Genomic DNA, 15,660 nt, shown 5'->3' with positions numbered 1-15,660 from the left:
TTGGATATCCAAGTAAATCGGGAAGGGGTGGAAGGGGCCCTGGTCACAGCCTTGCAGGAGGCCGGAGCTACCGCACGTTAACCCGGTGACCCAGGTCACGGGAAGAGCCAACTTCCGGGCGCGGTGAAACGGCACGCGCGCGTGGGGCCCGTTGCGGGGTCCCACGCGCGCGTGGATCGTGTCTTCTCCGGCGGCCGGACCAGCCGCCGTCTGCCGGACGGGTCAGCCGCCGGTCTCGCCGCCGGGGCCGCCCGCGGCGCCGGCGGTGGTGCCGCCCGCGTCGGTGCCGCCCGTGTCGTCCGGCGGCGTCTCCGGGTCGGTGGGCTCCTCGCCGCCCGTGGGCTCGCCGGTCGGCTGCGTGGTGGTCGGCGGGTTCGACGGCTGGCCCGTGGGCGACTGCGGTGCGCTCTGGGACGGCGTGTAGGAGGGCGTGTAGGACGGGGTCCAGTCGCCGTTGCCGTTGCCCGTGCCGGTACCGCCGTCCGTGGTGCTGCCGGTCGGCTTCTCGCTCGGCTTCTCGCTGGGCTTCTCGCTGGGCTTCTTGTCCTCGGTGGTCTGCGAGGAGGTCGGCGACTGCTTCTTGCCCGGCTCGTCCTTGCCGCCGCCGGTGTTCTGCAGCGCCAGGGCGACGCCCGCGGCGACGGCGATGACCGCGAGGACGGCGAGGATCCACAGCTTTCCGCGGCCGCTGCCCTTGTTCCCGTGGCCCTCGAAGCCGCCGTCGTCCCCGCCGCCGTAACCGGCCGGCAGGATCGGCGAGGGGATCTGGGTGGTGCCCGAGGCGTCTCCCGGGTGGCCCATGACGGCCGTCTGCGCGAAGCCGCCCGAAGGGGTGTTGCGGCCCTCGTGCAGGACGACGGGGCCGGTGTTCCAGGTGCCGGTGTGGCCGCCCTGGTCGTACAGCATCTGCAGCGCGTACTGAACCAGGCCGCGCATCTCCTCGGCTGTCTGGAAGCGGTCGTCGGGCTCCTTGGCCAGCGAGCGCATGACCAGGCCGTCCAGCTCCGGCGGGCAGGCGTCGGAGGCCTCGGAGGGCGGGGTCGGGATGTCCTGGACGTGCTGGTAGACCACCGACAGCGGGGTCTCGCCGGTGAACGGCGGGCGCAGCGCGAGGAGTTCGTACAGCAGGCAGCCGGTCGCGTACAGGTCGGAGCGGTGGTCGACGGCCTTGCCGAGCGCCTGCTCGGGGGACAGGTACTGCGGGGTGCCCATGACCATGCCGGTCTGCGTCATCGTCGTGGACGCGCCGTGCAGGGCGCGGGCGATGCCGAAGTCCATCACCTTCACGGCGCCGTTGTGGGTGATGATGACGTTGGCGGGCTTGATGTCGCGGTGCACGATGCCGTGCTGGTGCGAGTAGGCGAGGGCCTCCAGCACCCCGGAGACGATGATCAGCGCCTGCTCCGGGCCGGGCGCCTCGGCGTTGAGCAGCAGGTCGCGGATGGTGCGGCCCTCGACCAGCTCCATCACGATGTACGGCACGGACTGGCCGCCGACGACGTCCTCGCCGGAGTCGTACACGGCGACGATCGCGTGGTGGTTGAGGCCGGCGACCGACTGCGCCTCACGCGTGAAGCGGGCCTTGGACACCGGGTCCTCGGCGAGGTCGGAGCGGAGCAGCTTGACGGCGACCGTGCGCCCGAGCCGGACGTCCTCGGCCGCGAACACCTCGGCCATGCCGCCCCGGCCGAGCCTGTGGGTCAGCCGGTACCGGCCGTCCCCGACGAGCCCGCCGTTACCCCAGTTGTCCGGCGCGTCCGACATGCCGCCGCCAGTCGCCTCGGGGTCGGACGGGCCCTGAGCGCGCTGCTGCTGTGCCATCAGTCCTCGCCGTCGTTTCTGCCCGCGGTGCGCGCGGTGTTGTTACGGTCTCCGTCGGCCACGCTACAGCCTCCGCGCAAGCCTGAGGTGCGAGACGGGTGCCGGGAACCGGCACGGGACGGACCGGCCATGAAACCTTCACTCCGTACCGTCGTGCAAATTCCGTGGAGGGCCGTACGCCCCCTGTAACGCTTCCGCGACGCTTCTTGCGCGTACGGTCACGGAACGGGCACCGAGCTTGACGTGTCACTGCCCTGGGGCAGACTTGGCCGGGAATGACGGTGTGGATCACGACGGACCAGCGACAGGTCGGCGGCGCCTGCGGGGGCTACGGGGGACAGGGAACATGAGCCAGGACGGCGCACAGGGCCAGTACACGGGGCGGGCGCTCGCCGGTGGCCGCTATCAGCTGCGCGACCTGCTCGGCCAGGGCGGCATGGCCTCGGTGCACCTCGCCTACGACAGCGTGCTCGACCGGCAGGTAGCGATCAAGACACTGCACACCGACCTCGGCCGGGAGCAGGCGTTCCGCGAGCGGTTCCGCCGCGAGGCCCAGTCCGTGGCCAAGCTCACGCACACGAACATCGTCTCGGTCTTCGACACCGGCGAGGACACCCTCGACTCCATGACGACGCCGTACATCGTCATGGAGTACGTCGAGGGCCGCCCGCTCGGCTCCGTGCTCGACGAGGACGTCCGCCGGCAGGGCGCGATGCCCGCCGACAAGGCGCTGAAGATCACCGGTGACGTGCTGGCCGCGCTGGAGATCAGCCACGAGATGGGCCTGGTCCACCGGGACATCAAGCCGGGCAACGTGATGATGACCAAGCGCGGCGTGGTCAAGGTCATGGACTTCGGCATCGCCCGAGCCATGCAGTCCGGTGTGACGTCCATGACGCAGACCGGCATGGTCGTCGGCACCCCGCAGTACCTCTCGCCCGAGCAGGCCCTGGGCCGCGGCGTGGACGCCCGCTCCGACCTGTACTCGGTCGGCATCATGCTGTTCCAGCTCGTCACCGGGCGGCTGCCGTTCGAGGCGGACTCGCCGCTGGCCATCGCCTACGCGCACGTGCAGGAGGAGCCGCCGGTCGCCTCCTCCATCAACCGCTCGCTGCCCCCGGCGGTGGACGCGCTGATCGCCCGGGCGCTGAAGAAGAACCCGAACGAGCGCTTCCCCAGCGCCGAGGCCATGCGCGACGAGTGCCTGCGGGTGGCGGCCTCCTTCCAGGCCGCGCCGCCGAGCATCGTGCCGGGCACGCAGGCGCCGAGCGGCTCGGGCGTCGGCTCGGCGGTGTTCCCGCCGGTCGACCAGGCGAGCCCGGCCCCCTCGGGCCAGGTGCAGACGCCGTACCAGCCGACCCCGCCCCCGAACCCGTACGGCACCCCGGCCCCGGCGTACGGCTACCCGCAGCAGGGCGGCTACCAGGCGCCCACTCCGGCCGCCTACTCCCCGCAGCCCGGCCCGTCGACCCCGCCGCCCTACAACCTCAGCCCGCAGACGGCGGCCGTCGCGCAGGGCGGCGGCAGGAGCAACAAGCCGGTGATCGTCGGCTCGGTCGTCGTGGCCCTGCTCGCCGTCGGCGGACTGGTCACGGCACTGCTGATGAACGGCGGCGGCGAGGACGACAAGGGCGGCGGCGGCAGCCCGAGCACCTCGGCCTCCGCGGAGAAGAAGCCCGGCTACCGCGGCCCGGACCGGTCGAGGACCATCGACACCGAGGAGTGCACGGAGCCGCAGGAGTCGTACAACGACCCCGAGAAGATCGAGATCCCGAGCTTCAAGTTCAAGGACATCCAGTCCGTGAAGGCATGCGCCCAGGCGGCCGGCTGGCAGGTCAGCACCGAGAAGGTCGACGAGAACACCTACGGCGAGGGCACGGTCATGAACCAGTTCCCGTCCAAGGGCACCGACGTCGATCCCAAGGACATGCCGACGATCGTGCTGAACGTCTCCACGGGCAACCCCCCGTCCTGACGGCGGGCCGATAGAAGGGCCCGGCGGCCGCGGCCGCCGGGCCCTTGTCGTGTACGGGGTCTGCCGCCGGCTACAGGTACGGGCCGCCGGAACGGCCGCCGGGCTGCTGCTCGTCGAGCCCTTCGTGACCGACGCCCGGCGGGAGGGCGCGGCGCATCTGCTCCAGCTGGGCGCGGGCCGCCATCTGCTGGGCGAACAGCGTCGTCTGGATCCCGTGGAACAGCCCCTCCAGCCAGCCCACCAACTGGGCCTGCGCGATGCGCAGCTCCGCGTCGCTGGGCGTGGCCTCGTCCGTGAACGGCAGGGACAGCCGCTCCAGCTCCTCCACCAGCTCGGGCGCCAGGCCGTCCTCCAGCTCCTTCACCGAGCTGGCGTGGATCTCCTTGAGCCGGACCCGGCTGGCCTCGTCGAGAGGAGCCACGCGCACTTCCTCGAGCAGCTGCTTGATCATGCTGCCGATGCGCATGACCTTCGCCGGCTGCTCGACCTGCTCCGTGACCGGGGTCTCGCGGGAGTCCTCGTCTCCGCCGCCGCCGCTGAGCGCCATGCCGTCCTGGCCCACGACCAGGATCTGCGGGTTCTCCGGCGACCTTTCGTTCCTCGGCATCTCCATGCCGCCATTCTCTCGCACGCCTGCCCCTCCCTTCGTGGTGCCCCCGCGGGCGTCTGATCCACCGTCCGGCGGGAAGCCCGCCCGGTTCCGCCCGTCGGCCGTACCCGGAGTGCCGGTCCTCGGCAGCGGTGTGAGGCTGATGGCCCGGACACGACCCGACATGCCGTTCCGCCCCACCGGGGCCCGGCGGGAGGGGGTCACCCACGTGACTCCATGGCAACGCGCCCTGCGGGCGGCGGCACTGGCACTCGCCCTGGGGGCGGGCGCGGTCGTCGCACCGTACGGGGCCGCCCCGTCCCACGCCGCCGTCCTCGCCCATGACGACGAGGATGCCGTGGCAGCCCCCACCCTCTCGCCGGTCCCGTCCGGCCCGGGCGAGCCCTCGTGGGCGGGAAGCCGGGCCGGGCAGGGGCGGGAGCGCCCGGGGCGCCCCGAGGCCGCCTCGGAGGAGCCGGGCGTCACCGACGCCTCCGCCCCGCCCGAGGTGCCCCCCGAGCCCGTCCCCGAGCCGCCCGAGCCGCCCGAGCCGACGGACGAGGACGAGCCCGTGCGCCGGGCCGCCACGGCCGAGAGCCCCGCCACCCCGGTCCTGCGCGTCCTCCCGCTGGGCAGCGGTCTGGTGCTGATCGGCCTGGGCCTGGGCCTGGCGTTCGTGGGGCTGCGGCTGCGGCGGGGGTAGAAATGGCTTCTCCCTTGCCGCAGCGTCCTCCGGTCCACGAGCGCCCCGCGCTACGGCGCGATCAGCAGCACCTTGCCGATGTGGCCGCTCTCCTCCACCACCCGGTGGGCCGTCGCCGCGTCCGGCATCGGGATCTCCCGGTCGACGACCGGGCGCACGCGCCCGCCGGCGAACAGGGGCCAGACGTGTTCGCGCACCGCCGCGACGATGGCCGCCTTCTCCTCCGCCGGCCGGGCGCGCAGGGACGTCGCGCTGACGGCGGCGCGCTTGGCGAGCAGCGCGCCGATGTTCAGCTCGCCCTTCGCCCCGCCCTGCATGCCGATGATCGCGAGCCGGCCGTTGACCGCGAGGGCCCGGACGTTGCGGTCCAGGTACTTCGCGCCCATGTTGTCCAGGATGACGTCGGCCCCGGCCCCGTCGGTGGCCTTCCTGACCTCCTCGACGAAGTCCTGCTCGCGGTAGTTGACCAGGATGTCGGCGCCCAGCTCGGCGCACCGCTCCAGCTTCTCCCGCGTGCCGGCCGTGACCGCCACCCGCGCGCCGACGGCCTTGCCCAGCTGGACGGCCATGGTGCCGATGCCGCTGGAGCCGCCGTGCACGAGCAGCGTCTCGCCGGGGCGCAGGTGGGCGACCATGAAGACGTTCGACCAGACGGTGCACACCACCTCGGGCAGCGCCGCCGCCTGCTTCAGGTCCACCCCCTCGGGCACCGGCAGCAGCTGCCCGGCCGGGACGGCCACCTTCTCGGCGTAACCGCCGCCGGAGAGCAGCGCGCACACCTCGTCGCCGACGTTCCAGCCGGAGACGCCCGGGCCGATCGCGGCGACCCGGCCCGAGCACTCCAGGCCCGGGTAGGGGACCGCGCCGGGCGGCGGGTCGTAGAAGCCCTGCCGCTGCAGGATGTCGGCCCGGTTGACGGCACCGGCCGTCACCTCGACCAGGACCTCGCCCTCGCCGGGCACGGGGTCCGGGACCTCGTCCCAGACCAGCGCCTCGGGCCCACCAGGTTCGGGAATCGTGATCGCATGCATGAAGGGGACCGTACCCGCCGGCCCCCGGGCCGAGTCCGATCCGTCCCCGGGCGGTGGTCCTCCAGGTCCCGCAACGCCCTCCCCGCCCGGTCCTCGGGCGGGTGCCGGCGGAAATCCATGTGCGCCACCGATGAGTTTGCGCGACGGTGAAGGTCTCCCCATGCGTAGCCCACGTACGCGGAAGGACCCGAAGCATGAGCACGCAGACGTCCGGCCTGGCGATCGAGACCGCGGGCCTGGTGAAGACGTTCGGCGAGACCCGGGCCGTCGACGGGGTGGACCTGTCCGTGCCCGCCGGCACGGTCTACGGCGTCCTCGGCCCGAACGGCGCCGGCAAGACCACCACCGTGAAGATGCTCGCCACCCTGCTGCGTCCGGACGGCGGTCAGGCCCATGTCTTCGGTCACGACATCGTCCGCGAGGCCGACGAGGTGCGCGGCCGGGTCAGCCTCACCGGCCAGTACGCCTCCGTCGACGAGGACCTCACCGGCACGGAGAACCTGGTCCTGCTGGGGCGGCTCCTCGGCCACCACAAGCGGGCCGCCCGGGACCGCGCGGCGCAGCTCCTGGAGGCCTTCGGGCTGACGGAGGCCGCCGCCAAGCAGGTCAAGCACTACTCCGGCGGCATGCGGCGCCGTATCGACATCGCCGCATCCATCCTCAACACCCCCGACCTGCTGTTCCTGGACGAGCCCACGACCGGTCTGGACCCGCGCAGCCGCAACCAGGTGTGGGACATCGTGCGGGCGGTGGTCGCCCAGGGCACCACCGTGCTGCTGACCACGCAGTACCTGGACGAGGCCGACCAGTTGGCGTCCCGGATCGCCGTCATCGACCGCGGGCGGGTGATCGCCGAGGGCACCAAGGGCGAGCTGAAGTCGTCCGTCGGCGCCGGATCGGTCCATCTGCGGCTGCGGGATCCGGATCAACGGGATCTCGCGGGCGACCTGTTGCGCCGCACCCTCGGCGCGCAGGTCCAGCCGGAGCCCGACCCGGTGGCCCTGACCGCCCGGCTCGCGGCGGCCGGCGACGACTCCGCCGCCGAGCAGGCCTCCCGGGCCCTGGGCGAGCTGGCCCGTGCCGGGATCACCGTCGACAACTTCTCGCTGGGCCAGCCCAGCCTGGACGAGGTGTTCCTCGCCCTCACCGGGCACGACACGCACGACTCCTCCGACCGCTCCGACGACCCGAAGGACGAGGTGGCGGCATGAGCACCGCGACGACCACCGAGAGCAAGGAACTCGCCCCGGTCAGCGCCGAGTCCCTCGCCGCGCTGCTCATCTCCAAGGAACGTCCGCCGCGCCCCAGCGCGTGGTCGGCCTCGATGACCTTCGGCTGGCGGGCCATCCTCAAGATCAAGCACGTGCCGGAGCAGCTCTTCGACGTCACGGCGTTCCCGATCATGATGGTGCTGATGTACACGTACCTGTTCGGCGGGGCACTGGCCGGCTCGCCGAAGGAGTACATCCAGTTCCTGCTGCCGGGCATCCTCGTGATGTCCGTCGTGATGATCACGATGTACACGGGCGTCTCGGTCAACACCGACATCGAGAAGGGCGTCTTCGACCGGTTCCGCAGCCTGCCGATCTGGCGGCCCGCGACCATGGTCGGCTATCTGCTCGGTGACGCCCTGCGGTACACGATCGCCTCGGTCGTGATGCTCACGGTCGGCATGATCCTCGGCTACCGGCCGGACGGCGGGCCGGCGGGCGTGCTCGCCGGGATCGCCCTGCTGGTGCTGTTCTCGTTCGCGTTCTCGTGGATCTGGACGATGTTCGGGCTGATGCTGCGCACCGAGAAGTCGGTAATGGGCGTCAGCATGATGGTGATCTTCCCGCTGACGTTCCTGTCGAACGTCTTCGTCGACCCCCGGACCATGCCGGGCTGGCTGCAGGCCTTCGTCAACAACAGCCCCATCACGCATCTGGCGTCGGCGGTGCGCGGGCTGATGGCCGGTGACTGGCCGGCCGACGAGGTGGCCTGGTCGCTCGGCTGGGCGGGGCTGTTCGTCGCGGTCTTCGGACCGGTCACGATGCGGCTGTACAACCGCAAGTAGCCCCGGAGACACCGGCCGGCCGTCCCGCACGCTGCGTGCGGGACGGCCGGCCTCCTGCTGCCCTCGGTTGCGCGTGCGCCCGTGCGCGTGCCTACTTGTTGCGCGGCATCGGGGGCATCGGGCGGATGTCCGGCGCCACCTGCGTGGCCGGGGTCTTGCGCACGATGGTGATGAGCCGGTCGGTCAGCTCCAGCCGGCCGACGGCCGGGTCGTCGTAGCCGAGCACCCGGTGACCGCGTATCACGCTGACCACCAGGTCGTCGATCTCCCGCGGCGTCTTGCCCACCTCGGCCTTCACGACCGGACGTTCCACGATGTCGAGGCCGCTGCCCTGCTGGATGAGGTCCTCCATCACCATGCCGGCCGACGGGCTGAGCACCGACAGGCCGAGCAGCCGGCCGGCGGCGCTCGCGCTGGTGATGACCGCGTCGGCGCCGGACTGCTTGAGCAGCGGGGCGTTCTCCTCCTCGCGGACCGCGGCGACGATGTTCGCCCCGCGGTTGAGCTGCCGGGCCGTCAGGGTCACCAGGACCGCCGTGTCGTCGCGCTGGGTCGCGATGATGATCTGGCGCGCCTTGTGGACCTCGGCCCGCTTGAGGACCTCGCTGCGGGTCGCGTCGCCGACGATGCCGGCGTAGCCCTCGGCGGTCGCCGCGTCGATCACCTTGGAGCTGGGGTCGACCACGACCACCTGTTCCTTCTTCAGACCCGTCGCGCAGACGGTCCGGATCGCCGAGCGGCCCTTCGTGCCGAAGCCGATGACGACGGTGTGATCGCGCAAGGTGGACCTCCAGCGGGTCAGTCGCCACTCCTCCCGGGTGCGTTCGGTGAGGGCTTCGAGGGTCGTACCGACCAGGATGATCAGGAACAGCACGCGCAGGGGCGTGATGACGAGGATGTTCGTGAGCCGGGCGCTCTCGCTGGCCGGGGTGATGTCACCGTACCCGGTGGTGGAGAGGGTGACGGTCGCGTAGTAGAAGGCGTCGAGAAGGGTGAGACCGCCGCCCGCGTTGTCGTTGTAGCCGTCCCGGTCGGCGTAGACGATCAGCGCGGTCACGACGAGGACCACCAGTGCCATGGAGAGCCGCTTGGCGACCTGGCGGATCGGGTGTTCCACGACCTGCCGCGGGAGTTTCACCCGATGGGTCACCAGGTGCTCGTCGGCCTGGCGGGCGATGGCGTCCTGGCCCGGAAGTTTCACGTGAAACACACCCCGATTCCTGCGGACGCCCAGGGCATGTCGAGCAGCTCCGCCTCCTGTCCCGGACGGGCGCCGCCCGGGGGCACGACGGCCAGCGCGTCGGCCGCCGCGATCCCGCGCAGCATGGCGGGCCCGTTGTAGTGCAGCGGCACCGCCCGGTCACCGCGCAGCACCACGGGGACGAGCCGGGTGTCGTACGGGTGCCCCTGCACGGCGTCCCCCAGCGGCAGCGTGTACGGCTCGGGGGCGGGGCGGGCGGAGAGGATCCGCAGCAGCGGCTCGGCGAGCGTCAGCAGCCCGGAGACGGCAGCGAGCGGGTTGCCCGGCAGACCGACCAGGTGCTGGGTCTCGCCGGTGCGGGCCAGCAGCATGGGGTGCCCGGGCCGGACCCGGACGCCGTCCACGAGGAGGTCGGCGCCGATGCGGTCCAAGGTGGGGTGGACGTGATCGACCGGGCCCGCGGCCGTGCCACCGGTGGTGACGACGACGTCGGCCTCCGAGGTGGTGATCGCCTCGTGCAGGGCTCCGGCGTCGTCCCGGACCCGCCGGACGGCGGTGACCTCGGCGCCGAGTGCCCGCAGCCACGGCGGCAGCATGGGACCGAGGGCGTCCCGGATCAGGCCGTCGTGGGGCAGACCTTCGGTGAGCAGTTCGTCGCCGAGGACCAGGACGTCCACCCGGGGGCGGGCCACGGCGGTGACCGAGTCGTACCCGGCCGCGGCGGCCAGCCCGAGGACGGCCGGGGTGACGAGGGTGCCGACGGGCAGCAGCCGGTCACCGGCGCGGCACTCCTGGCCGCGCGGGCGGATGTCCTGGCCGGGGACGACGTCCCGGGTGGCGTGCAGCCGGCCCTTGTCGTCGGTGCGGCCGTGCTCGCTGCGCAGGACGGCCGTGGTGTCCGCCGGGATGCGGGCACCGGTGGCGATCGGGACGGCCTCGCCGTCGGTGAGGCGGGCGGGCGCGGCGTGCCCGGCGAGGACGCCCTCGTCCCGGACGGCCCAGGGGGCGGGTCCGGCGACCGCCCAGCCGTCCATCGCGGACGTGTCGAAGGAGGGCAGGTCGGTGAGGGCGTCGAGCGGGGCGGCCAGGGCCAGGCCCAGGGCGCCGTCCAGGGGCACGCGGACAGGCTCGCGGCGGGCGTCCCGGACGGTGTCCCGTGCGCTGCGCTCGGCACGGGAACGGGCCTCGGCCCAGGGCGTGGCCCGGTGACCGGGCTCGGGCCCGGACGCGGGGCCACGGGCGTCGCCCTGTGCGGCGGACCCCGCGGACCCGTGCTTCCCGGTGGCGCGGTGCTGCGCGCCGGAGCCGTGGTCGCGGCCGCCGAGGGTGCTGTCGTTGCTGTGGCGCACCAGGGCGAGCACCTCCTCGACGTCGAGGTCCTCGGCGTCCTCGCCGGCGCGGGTGCCGGGCGGGGTCATCCGGCGTCCGGACGGGTGTCGGGGGTGGCGTCGGGGGCGACGTCGCCCTGGGGCTGCGCGGGGGCTGCGTCGCCCGCGCCCTGCGTGGGGGCTGCGGTGCTCTCCCGCGCCCAGCGTTCCGCGAGGGCCGCGGCCCTGCGGGCGGCCTCGGCGACCGCCTCGGGGCCGCCCCCGGCCTGCGCGGCGGCATAGCCGACGAGAAACGTGGTCAGCGGCGCCGCCGGCCTCGCCACCCCGTGGGCGGCGTCGCGGGCGAGGTCGAGCAGTCCGCGGGTGTCGACGTCGAGGTCGAGCCCCAGTTCGTCCTTGACGGCGGAAATCCAGTCATCCAACACGTGCCCATGCTCCCTGATGCGTGCCCTGGCGGTGGCGATGTCGTCCCAGGTGTCGCAGTCGAACGACGCGACGGGGTCCGGGATCCGGGTGAGGTTCAGCTCGGCGACGAGGCGCCGCAGGGGGAGGCCGGCGAGGGTGCCGTGCCGTTCCCGCAGGACCGCGAGGGCCTCACGCAGCCGTGGCGCGCGGTAGGCGGCCACGAGCGGCTGGTCTCGGCCGTCGGGGTCGGTCAGCAGCACACCGTCCGTGGCGCGCGCCCGCAGCGTGCTCAGCAGCCGGCCGACGGTGTGCTCGCCCAGGAACGGCAGATCGGCGGAGAGCACCACGACGTCCCCGGCGGCGGTGCGGCGGAGCCCGGCGTCGAGGGCGGCGACCGGGCCGCCGCCGGGCGGGTCCTCCAGGGCCCAGGTGACGGGCCGTGCGGTGGGCCGCGGCGCCGCCACGACGACGGTCGCGGCGGCGTCCCGGCAGGCGGTGAGGACACGGTCGAGCAGCGCCCGGCCGCCCACCCGCACCCCGGGTTTGTCCGCGCCGCCCAGGCGCCGTGCGGCACCGCCGGCGAGCACGACGGCGTCGTGCGCGGCGGGGCCCGGATCGTGCGTGCGGCCGTTCCCGGCGCGCGGTGCCGGACCGGTGCCGGCGCCCGGCGCTCGACCGGTGCCGGCGCGGGGCGGGCCGGTGGGCTCGTTGGCGGTCACGCACCGAGTATGCGTGCCCCCGCGATCACACGGAACGCGGGGGAAGCGACACGGTCACGGACACCGGCTCACAGAGCGGACGGGATCAGAGCGTCCGCAGCAGCACCGCCGGCTGTTCCACGCAGTCCGCCACGTACCTCAGGAAGCCGCCCGCCACGCCGCCGTCGCACACCCGGTGGTCGAACGTGAGGGACAGCTGGACCACCTGACGCACCGCCAGCTCACCCTCGTGCACCCACGGCTTGGGGACGATGCGGCCGACGCCCAGCATGGCGGCCTCGGGATGGTTGATGATCGGGGTGGAGCCGTCGACGCCGAAGACGCCGTAGTTGTTCAGCGTGAAGGTGCCGCCGGTGAGGTCGGCGGGCGTCAGCGTCCCCGCCCGGCCCGCCTCGGTCAGCCGGGCGAACTCCGCGGTCAGCGACTCGGCGTCGCGCGCGTGCGCGTCCCGGACGACCGGGACGACGAGCCCCCGGTCGGTCTGCGCCGCGAAGCCCAGGTGCACGTGGTCGAACCGGACGATCTCCCTGGCTTCCGTGTCGACCGTGGAGTTCAGCTCGGGGAAGCGCGCGAGCGCCGCCGTGCAGATCCGGGCCAGCAGGGCGAGGAGGGAGATCTTCGGCCCGCCGGCCGCGTTCATGGCCGCCCGGGCCCGCATCAGCTCCGTGGCGTCGGCGTCCACCCAGCAGGTCGCGTCCGGGATTTCGCCCCGGCTGCGCGCGAGCTTGTCGGCGACGGCACCGCGAACACCCTTGAGGGGCGTACGGATCTCGCCGGGCGCGGTGGTCGCGGAGGACCGGGTCGTCGTGGAGGACCGAGGCGCGGAGGCGGTCGTGCCCGCACCCCGCGGTGCGGCCGTGACGGCCGGGGCCCGGCCGGCGTCCTGGTGGGGCCGCACCGCCGGCGCGGCCGTGGTGCCCTGCCCGGCCGCGCGCAGGGCGTACTCGACGTCCGCCCGAAGGATCAGCCCGTCGGGCCCTGAGCCGGTCAGCTCCCGCAGGTCCAGACCGTTCTGCCGGGCCAGGCGGCGCACCAGGGGCGAGATCACGGGGACCGGCCCGTCCTCGGCCCGGGGGGCCGTGGGGGCGGCGTCATGACCGTTCACACCGGGGCCTGCGCTCCGGCCGGTGACGGCAGCCGCGGCACTCCGTCCGTCCACGGCAGCACCGGTGCGCCCCGACGCGGTGCCCTGCACCGGCCGGGTCTGGCGCACCCTGCGCCGCCGCGCCGGCGCCTCGGAGGTGCCGTACCCCACCAGGACGTTGCCCGAGCCCTCGGCACCGGCGGCCGCGGGGGCCTCACCGGACACGGCCGCGTCCCCGCCGTCACCGGGCGCCGGGCGCTCCCCCACCGCCACCGTGATCAGCGGTGCGCCGACGGGCAGTTCCGTGCCCTCCTCGCCGAAGCGGGCCGTGACCACACCGCCGTAGGGGCACGGCACCTCGACCATCGCCTTGGCCGTCTCGACCTCCACGACGGGCTGGTCGATCGCGACGACGTCACCGACCTCGACCAGCCAGCGCACGATCTCCGCCTCGGTCAGCCCCTCGCCGAGGTCGGGCAGCTTGAACTCCAGCACCTGTGCCATCAGCTCTCGGCCTCCCACTGCAGACGCGCCACGGCGTCCAGGATCCGGTCCACGCCGGGCAGGTGGTGACGCTCCAGCATCGGCGGCGGGTACGGCAGGTCGAACCCGGCCACCCGCAGCACCGGCGCCTCAAGGTGGTGGAAGCAGCGCTCGGTGACCCGGGACGCGATCTCGCCGCCCGGGCCGCCGTAGGAGCCCGACTCGTGGACGACGACCGCGCGGCCCGTGCGCCGCACCGAGGCGCACACCGTCTCGTCGTCGAAGGGCACCAGGGACCGCAGGTCGACGACCTCGAGGTCCCAGCCCTCGGCCCGGGCCGCCTCGGCGGCCTCCAGGCACACGGGCACGGACGGCCCGTACGTGACGAGCGTGGCGCTGCGGCCGGGGCGCCGCACGACCGCCCGGCCGATGGGCTCGACCGGTGCGGGCTCCTCGGGGTTCCAGGAGTCCTTCGACCAGTAGAGCCGCTTGGGTTCGAGGAAGACGACCGGGTCGTCGGAGGCGATGGACGCGCGCAGCAGCCCGTAGGCGTCGGCGACGGTCGCGGGCGTGACGACGTGCAGCCCCGGGGTCGCCATGTAGTACGCCTCGGAGGAGTCGCTGTGGTGCTCGACGCCGCCGATCCCGCCGCCGTAGGGGACGCGGATGGTGATCGGCAGGGGCATCTTGCCGCGGGTGCGGTTGCGCATCTTGGCCACGTGCGAGACGAGCTGCTCGAACGCCGGGTAGGCGAACGCGTCGAACTGCATCTCCACGACCGGCCTGAGGCCGTACATGGCCATGCCGACGGCCGTGCCGAGGATGCCCGCCTCGGCGAGCGGGGTGTCGGTGCAGCGGTCCTCGCCGAACTCCTCGGCGAGTCCGTCGGTGACCCGGAAGACACCGCCGAGGGTGCCGACGTCCTCACCCATGACGTGCACGGCGGGGTCGGCGGCCATGGCGTCGCGCAGCGCGCGCGTGAGGGCCTGCGCCATGGTGGCCGGCTTGACGGCGACGGTGGTCATCGGTGCGTGCCCTCCTCCGGCTCCGCCTCGGCCTCCAGCTCGGCCCGCAGTTGCTCGCGCTGCTCCAGCAGTTGGGGCGTGGGCTCGGCGTAGACGTGGGCGAACAGGTCCATCGGGTCGAGGACCGGGTCCTGGTTCATCTGCTCGCGCAGGGCGGCCGCCATGGTCTCGGCGTCCTGGCGGGCGGCCTCGATGCCGGCCTCGTCGAGCAGGCCGCGCTCGGTCAGCTCGCGCTCCAGCAGCCGGATCGGGTCGTGCTCGCGCCAGGCCTCGACCTCGGCGTCGCCCCGGTAGCGGGTCGCGTCGTCGGCGTTGGTGTGCGCGTCCATGCGGTAGGTGATCGCCTCCACGAGGGTGGGACCGCCGCCGGAGCGGGCGTGGCGCACCGCGTCGGAGAGCACCTCGTGCACGGCGGCGGCGTCGTTGCCGTCGACCAGGCGTCCGGGCATGCCGTAGCCGACGGCCTTGTGGGCCAGGGAGGGGGCCGCGGTCTGCTTGGCGAGCGGGACGGAGATCGCGAAGCCGTTGTTCTGCACGAGGAAGACGACCGGGGCCTGCCAGACGGCGGCGAAGTTCAGCGCCTCGTGGAAGTCGCCCTCGCTGGTGCCGCCGTCGCCGACCATGGCCAGCGCGACCACGTCGTCACCCTTGAGGCGGGCGGCGTGCGCGAGGCCCACGGCGTGCGGCAGCTGCGTGGCCAGCGGGGTCGACAGGGGCGCGACCCGGTGCTCGTAGGGGTCGTAGCCGGTGTGCCAGTCGCCGCGCAGCAGCGTGAGCGCCTCGGCCGGCGCCACGCCCCGTGCGACCACGGCGAGCGTGTCGCGGTAGCTCGGGAAGAGCCAGTCCTGCTCCCGCAGGACCAGTGCGGCGGCGACCTCGCAGGCCTCCTGGCCGGTCGTCGAGGGGTAGACCGCGAGACGGCCCTGCTTGGTGAGGGCGGTGGCCTGCGCGTTGTAGCGGCGGCCCTTCACCAGCTCCGCGTAGAGCCTGCGCAGCAGCTCCGGATCGGCCTTCGCGGCCGCCTCGGTGCCGAGGACGCGGTAGGGCTCCGCGTCCGGCAGCAGCGGCGCGGGATCCGTGCGGGGCTGCCAGGCGGGCGGCGGGGTCGGCCGGTACGCGCCCCGCTGCTCCATGACCGTCATGACGGCACCTCCTCGTGGGAGCGACTCGGAGGCACGTCGCCTGTGACGCGCCTCACCTACCGATTGTTCGGTCGTCGGCACATTTTGGCTACGGCTGG

Annotated in this window: 13 protein-coding genes; 4 read left to right on the top strand and 9 right to left on the bottom strand. The window is 73.6% G+C overall.

Features of this window, described 5'->3' with window-relative positions; genetic code table 11:
• Nucleotides 1-222: 222 nt before the first annotated feature.
• Entirely contained in the window at nucleotides 223-1,821 is a 1,599-nt protein-coding gene (locus Q5694_RS08710; protein WP_333931927.1) for a protein kinase domain-containing protein, read from the bottom strand.
• A gap of 346 nt (nucleotides 1,822-2,167) precedes the next feature.
• Between Q5694_RS08710 and Q5694_RS08705 the strand changes: the two genes are divergently transcribed.
• Nucleotides 2,168-3,796, top strand: a complete 1,629-nt coding sequence (locus tag Q5694_RS08705; RefSeq protein WP_333931926.1) for a protein kinase domain-containing protein — start codon at nucleotides 2,168-2,170, stop codon at nucleotides 3,794-3,796.
• A 70-nt stretch (nucleotides 3,797-3,866) separates the two neighbouring features.
• On the opposite strand, the gene Q5694_RS08700 is transcribed toward Q5694_RS08705, so the two are convergent.
• A complete protein-coding gene (locus Q5694_RS08700) occupies nucleotides 3,867-4,409 on the bottom strand; it encodes a bacterial proteasome activator family protein (RefSeq protein ID WP_333931925.1) in 543 nt (180 codons plus the stop codon).
• A 205-nt stretch (nucleotides 4,410-4,614) separates the two neighbouring features.
• Between Q5694_RS08700 and Q5694_RS08695 the strand changes: the two genes are divergently transcribed.
• A complete protein-coding gene (locus tag Q5694_RS08695; protein ID WP_333931922.1) occupies nucleotides 4,615-5,088 on the top strand; it encodes a hypothetical protein in 474 nt (157 codons plus the stop codon).
• Between the two features lie 50 nt (nucleotides 5,089-5,138).
• On the opposite strand, the gene Q5694_RS08690 is transcribed toward Q5694_RS08695, so the two are convergent.
• A complete protein-coding gene (locus Q5694_RS08690) occupies nucleotides 5,139-6,119 on the bottom strand; it encodes an NAD(P)H-quinone oxidoreductase (protein WP_333931921.1) in 981 nt (326 codons plus the stop codon).
• A 194-nt stretch (nucleotides 6,120-6,313) separates the two neighbouring features.
• Between Q5694_RS08690 and Q5694_RS08685 the strand changes: the two genes are divergently transcribed.
• Both Q5694_RS08685 and Q5694_RS08680 read left to right on the top strand, forming a co-directional pair.
• Nucleotides 6,314-7,330 carry an ATP-binding cassette domain-containing protein gene (locus tag Q5694_RS08685; RefSeq protein ID WP_333931920.1) on the top strand — a complete coding sequence of 339 codons (1,017 nt, stop codon included), beginning with the start codon at nucleotides 6,314-6,316 and terminating at the stop codon, nucleotides 7,328-7,330.
• Nucleotides 7,327-8,175 (top strand): ABC transporter permease, encoded by an 849-nt coding sequence (locus Q5694_RS08680; RefSeq protein ID WP_333931917.1) that lies wholly within the window; start codon nucleotides 7,327-7,329, stop codon nucleotides 8,173-8,175. The genes Q5694_RS08685 and Q5694_RS08680 overlap by 4 nt, the downstream gene beginning before the upstream one ends.
• 91 nt (nucleotides 8,176-8,266) lie before the next feature.
• On the opposite strand, the gene Q5694_RS08675 is transcribed toward Q5694_RS08680, so the two are convergent.
• The 6 genes from Q5694_RS08675 to pdhA all read right to left on the bottom strand — a co-directional run bounded on the left by Q5694_RS08675 (nucleotide 8,267) and on the right by pdhA (nucleotide 15,562).
• Entirely contained in the window at nucleotides 8,267-9,376 is a 1,110-nt protein-coding gene (locus Q5694_RS08675; RefSeq protein WP_333931916.1) for a potassium channel family protein, read from the bottom strand.
• On the bottom strand, nucleotides 9,373-10,794 hold the full coding sequence (locus tag Q5694_RS08670; RefSeq protein ID WP_333931915.1) for a molybdopterin molybdotransferase MoeA: 1,422 nt from the start codon (nucleotides 10,792-10,794) through the stop codon (nucleotides 9,373-9,375). Before Q5694_RS08670 ends, Q5694_RS08675 begins: the two co-directional genes overlap by 4 nt.
• Entirely contained in the window at nucleotides 10,791-11,828 is a 1,038-nt protein-coding gene (locus Q5694_RS08665) for an NTP transferase domain-containing protein (RefSeq protein WP_443040830.1), read from the bottom strand. Before Q5694_RS08665 ends, Q5694_RS08670 begins: the two co-directional genes overlap by 4 nt.
• Nucleotides 11,829-11,913: 85 nt before the next feature.
• Nucleotides 11,914-13,416 (bottom strand): dihydrolipoamide acetyltransferase family protein, encoded by a 1,503-nt coding sequence (locus Q5694_RS08660; RefSeq protein ID WP_333931914.1) that lies wholly within the window; start codon nucleotides 13,414-13,416, stop codon nucleotides 11,914-11,916.
• On the bottom strand, nucleotides 13,416-14,420 hold the full coding sequence (locus tag Q5694_RS08655) for an alpha-ketoacid dehydrogenase subunit beta (protein ID WP_333931913.1): 1,005 nt from the start codon (nucleotides 14,418-14,420) through the stop codon (nucleotides 13,416-13,418). Before Q5694_RS08655 ends, Q5694_RS08660 begins: the two co-directional genes overlap by 1 nt.
• Nucleotides 14,417-15,562, bottom strand: a complete 1,146-nt coding sequence (gene pdhA, locus Q5694_RS08650; RefSeq protein ID WP_333931912.1) for a pyruvate dehydrogenase (acetyl-transferring) E1 component subunit alpha — start codon at nucleotides 15,560-15,562, stop codon at nucleotides 14,417-14,419. Before pdhA ends, Q5694_RS08655 begins: the two co-directional genes overlap by 4 nt.
• Between the last annotated feature and the right edge of the window lie 98 nt (nucleotides 15,563-15,660).

The sequence above is a fragment of the Streptomyces sp. AHA2 genome (assembly GCF_036857595.1).
Taxonomy (GTDB): domain Bacteria; phylum Actinomycetota; class Actinomycetes; order Streptomycetales; family Streptomycetaceae; genus Streptomyces.
Note: the sequence above shows the minus strand (reverse complement) of the source record. Positions and strands in the feature narration are given on the sequence as shown.

Excerpts from the sequence above, each read along its gene's own strand:
- Q5694_RS08710 (WP_333931927.1), bottom strand. The coding sequence starts at position 1,821 with ATGGCACAGCAGCAGCGCGCTCAGGGCCCGTCCGACCCCGAGGCGACT.
- Q5694_RS08705 (WP_333931926.1), top strand. The coding sequence starts at position 2,168 with ATGAGCCAGGACGGCGCACAGGGCCAGTACACGGGGCGGGCGCTCGCC.
- Q5694_RS08700 (WP_333931925.1), bottom strand. The coding sequence starts at position 4,409 with ATGGAGATGCCGAGGAACGAAAGGTCGCCGGAGAACCCGCAGATCCTG.
- Q5694_RS08690 (WP_333931921.1), bottom strand. The coding sequence starts at position 6,119 with ATGCATGCGATCACGATTCCCGAACCTGGTGGGCCCGAGGCGCTGGTC.
- Q5694_RS08685 (WP_333931920.1), top strand. The coding sequence starts at position 6,314 with ATGAGCACGCAGACGTCCGGCCTGGCGATCGAGACCGCGGGCCTGGTG.
- Q5694_RS08680 (WP_333931917.1), top strand. The coding sequence starts at position 7,327 with ATGAGCACCGCGACGACCACCGAGAGCAAGGAACTCGCCCCGGTCAGC.
- Q5694_RS08670 (WP_333931915.1), bottom strand. The coding sequence starts at position 10,794 with ATGACCCCGCCCGGCACCCGCGCCGGCGAGGACGCCGAGGACCTCGAC.
- Q5694_RS08660 (WP_333931914.1), bottom strand. The coding sequence starts at position 13,416 with ATGGCACAGGTGCTGGAGTTCAAGCTGCCCGACCTCGGCGAGGGGCTG.
- Q5694_RS08655 (WP_333931913.1), bottom strand. The coding sequence starts at position 14,420 with ATGACCACCGTCGCCGTCAAGCCGGCCACCATGGCGCAGGCCCTCACG.
- pdhA (WP_333931912.1), bottom strand. The coding sequence starts at position 15,562 with ATGACGGTCATGGAGCAGCGGGGCGCGTACCGGCCGACCCCGCCGCCC.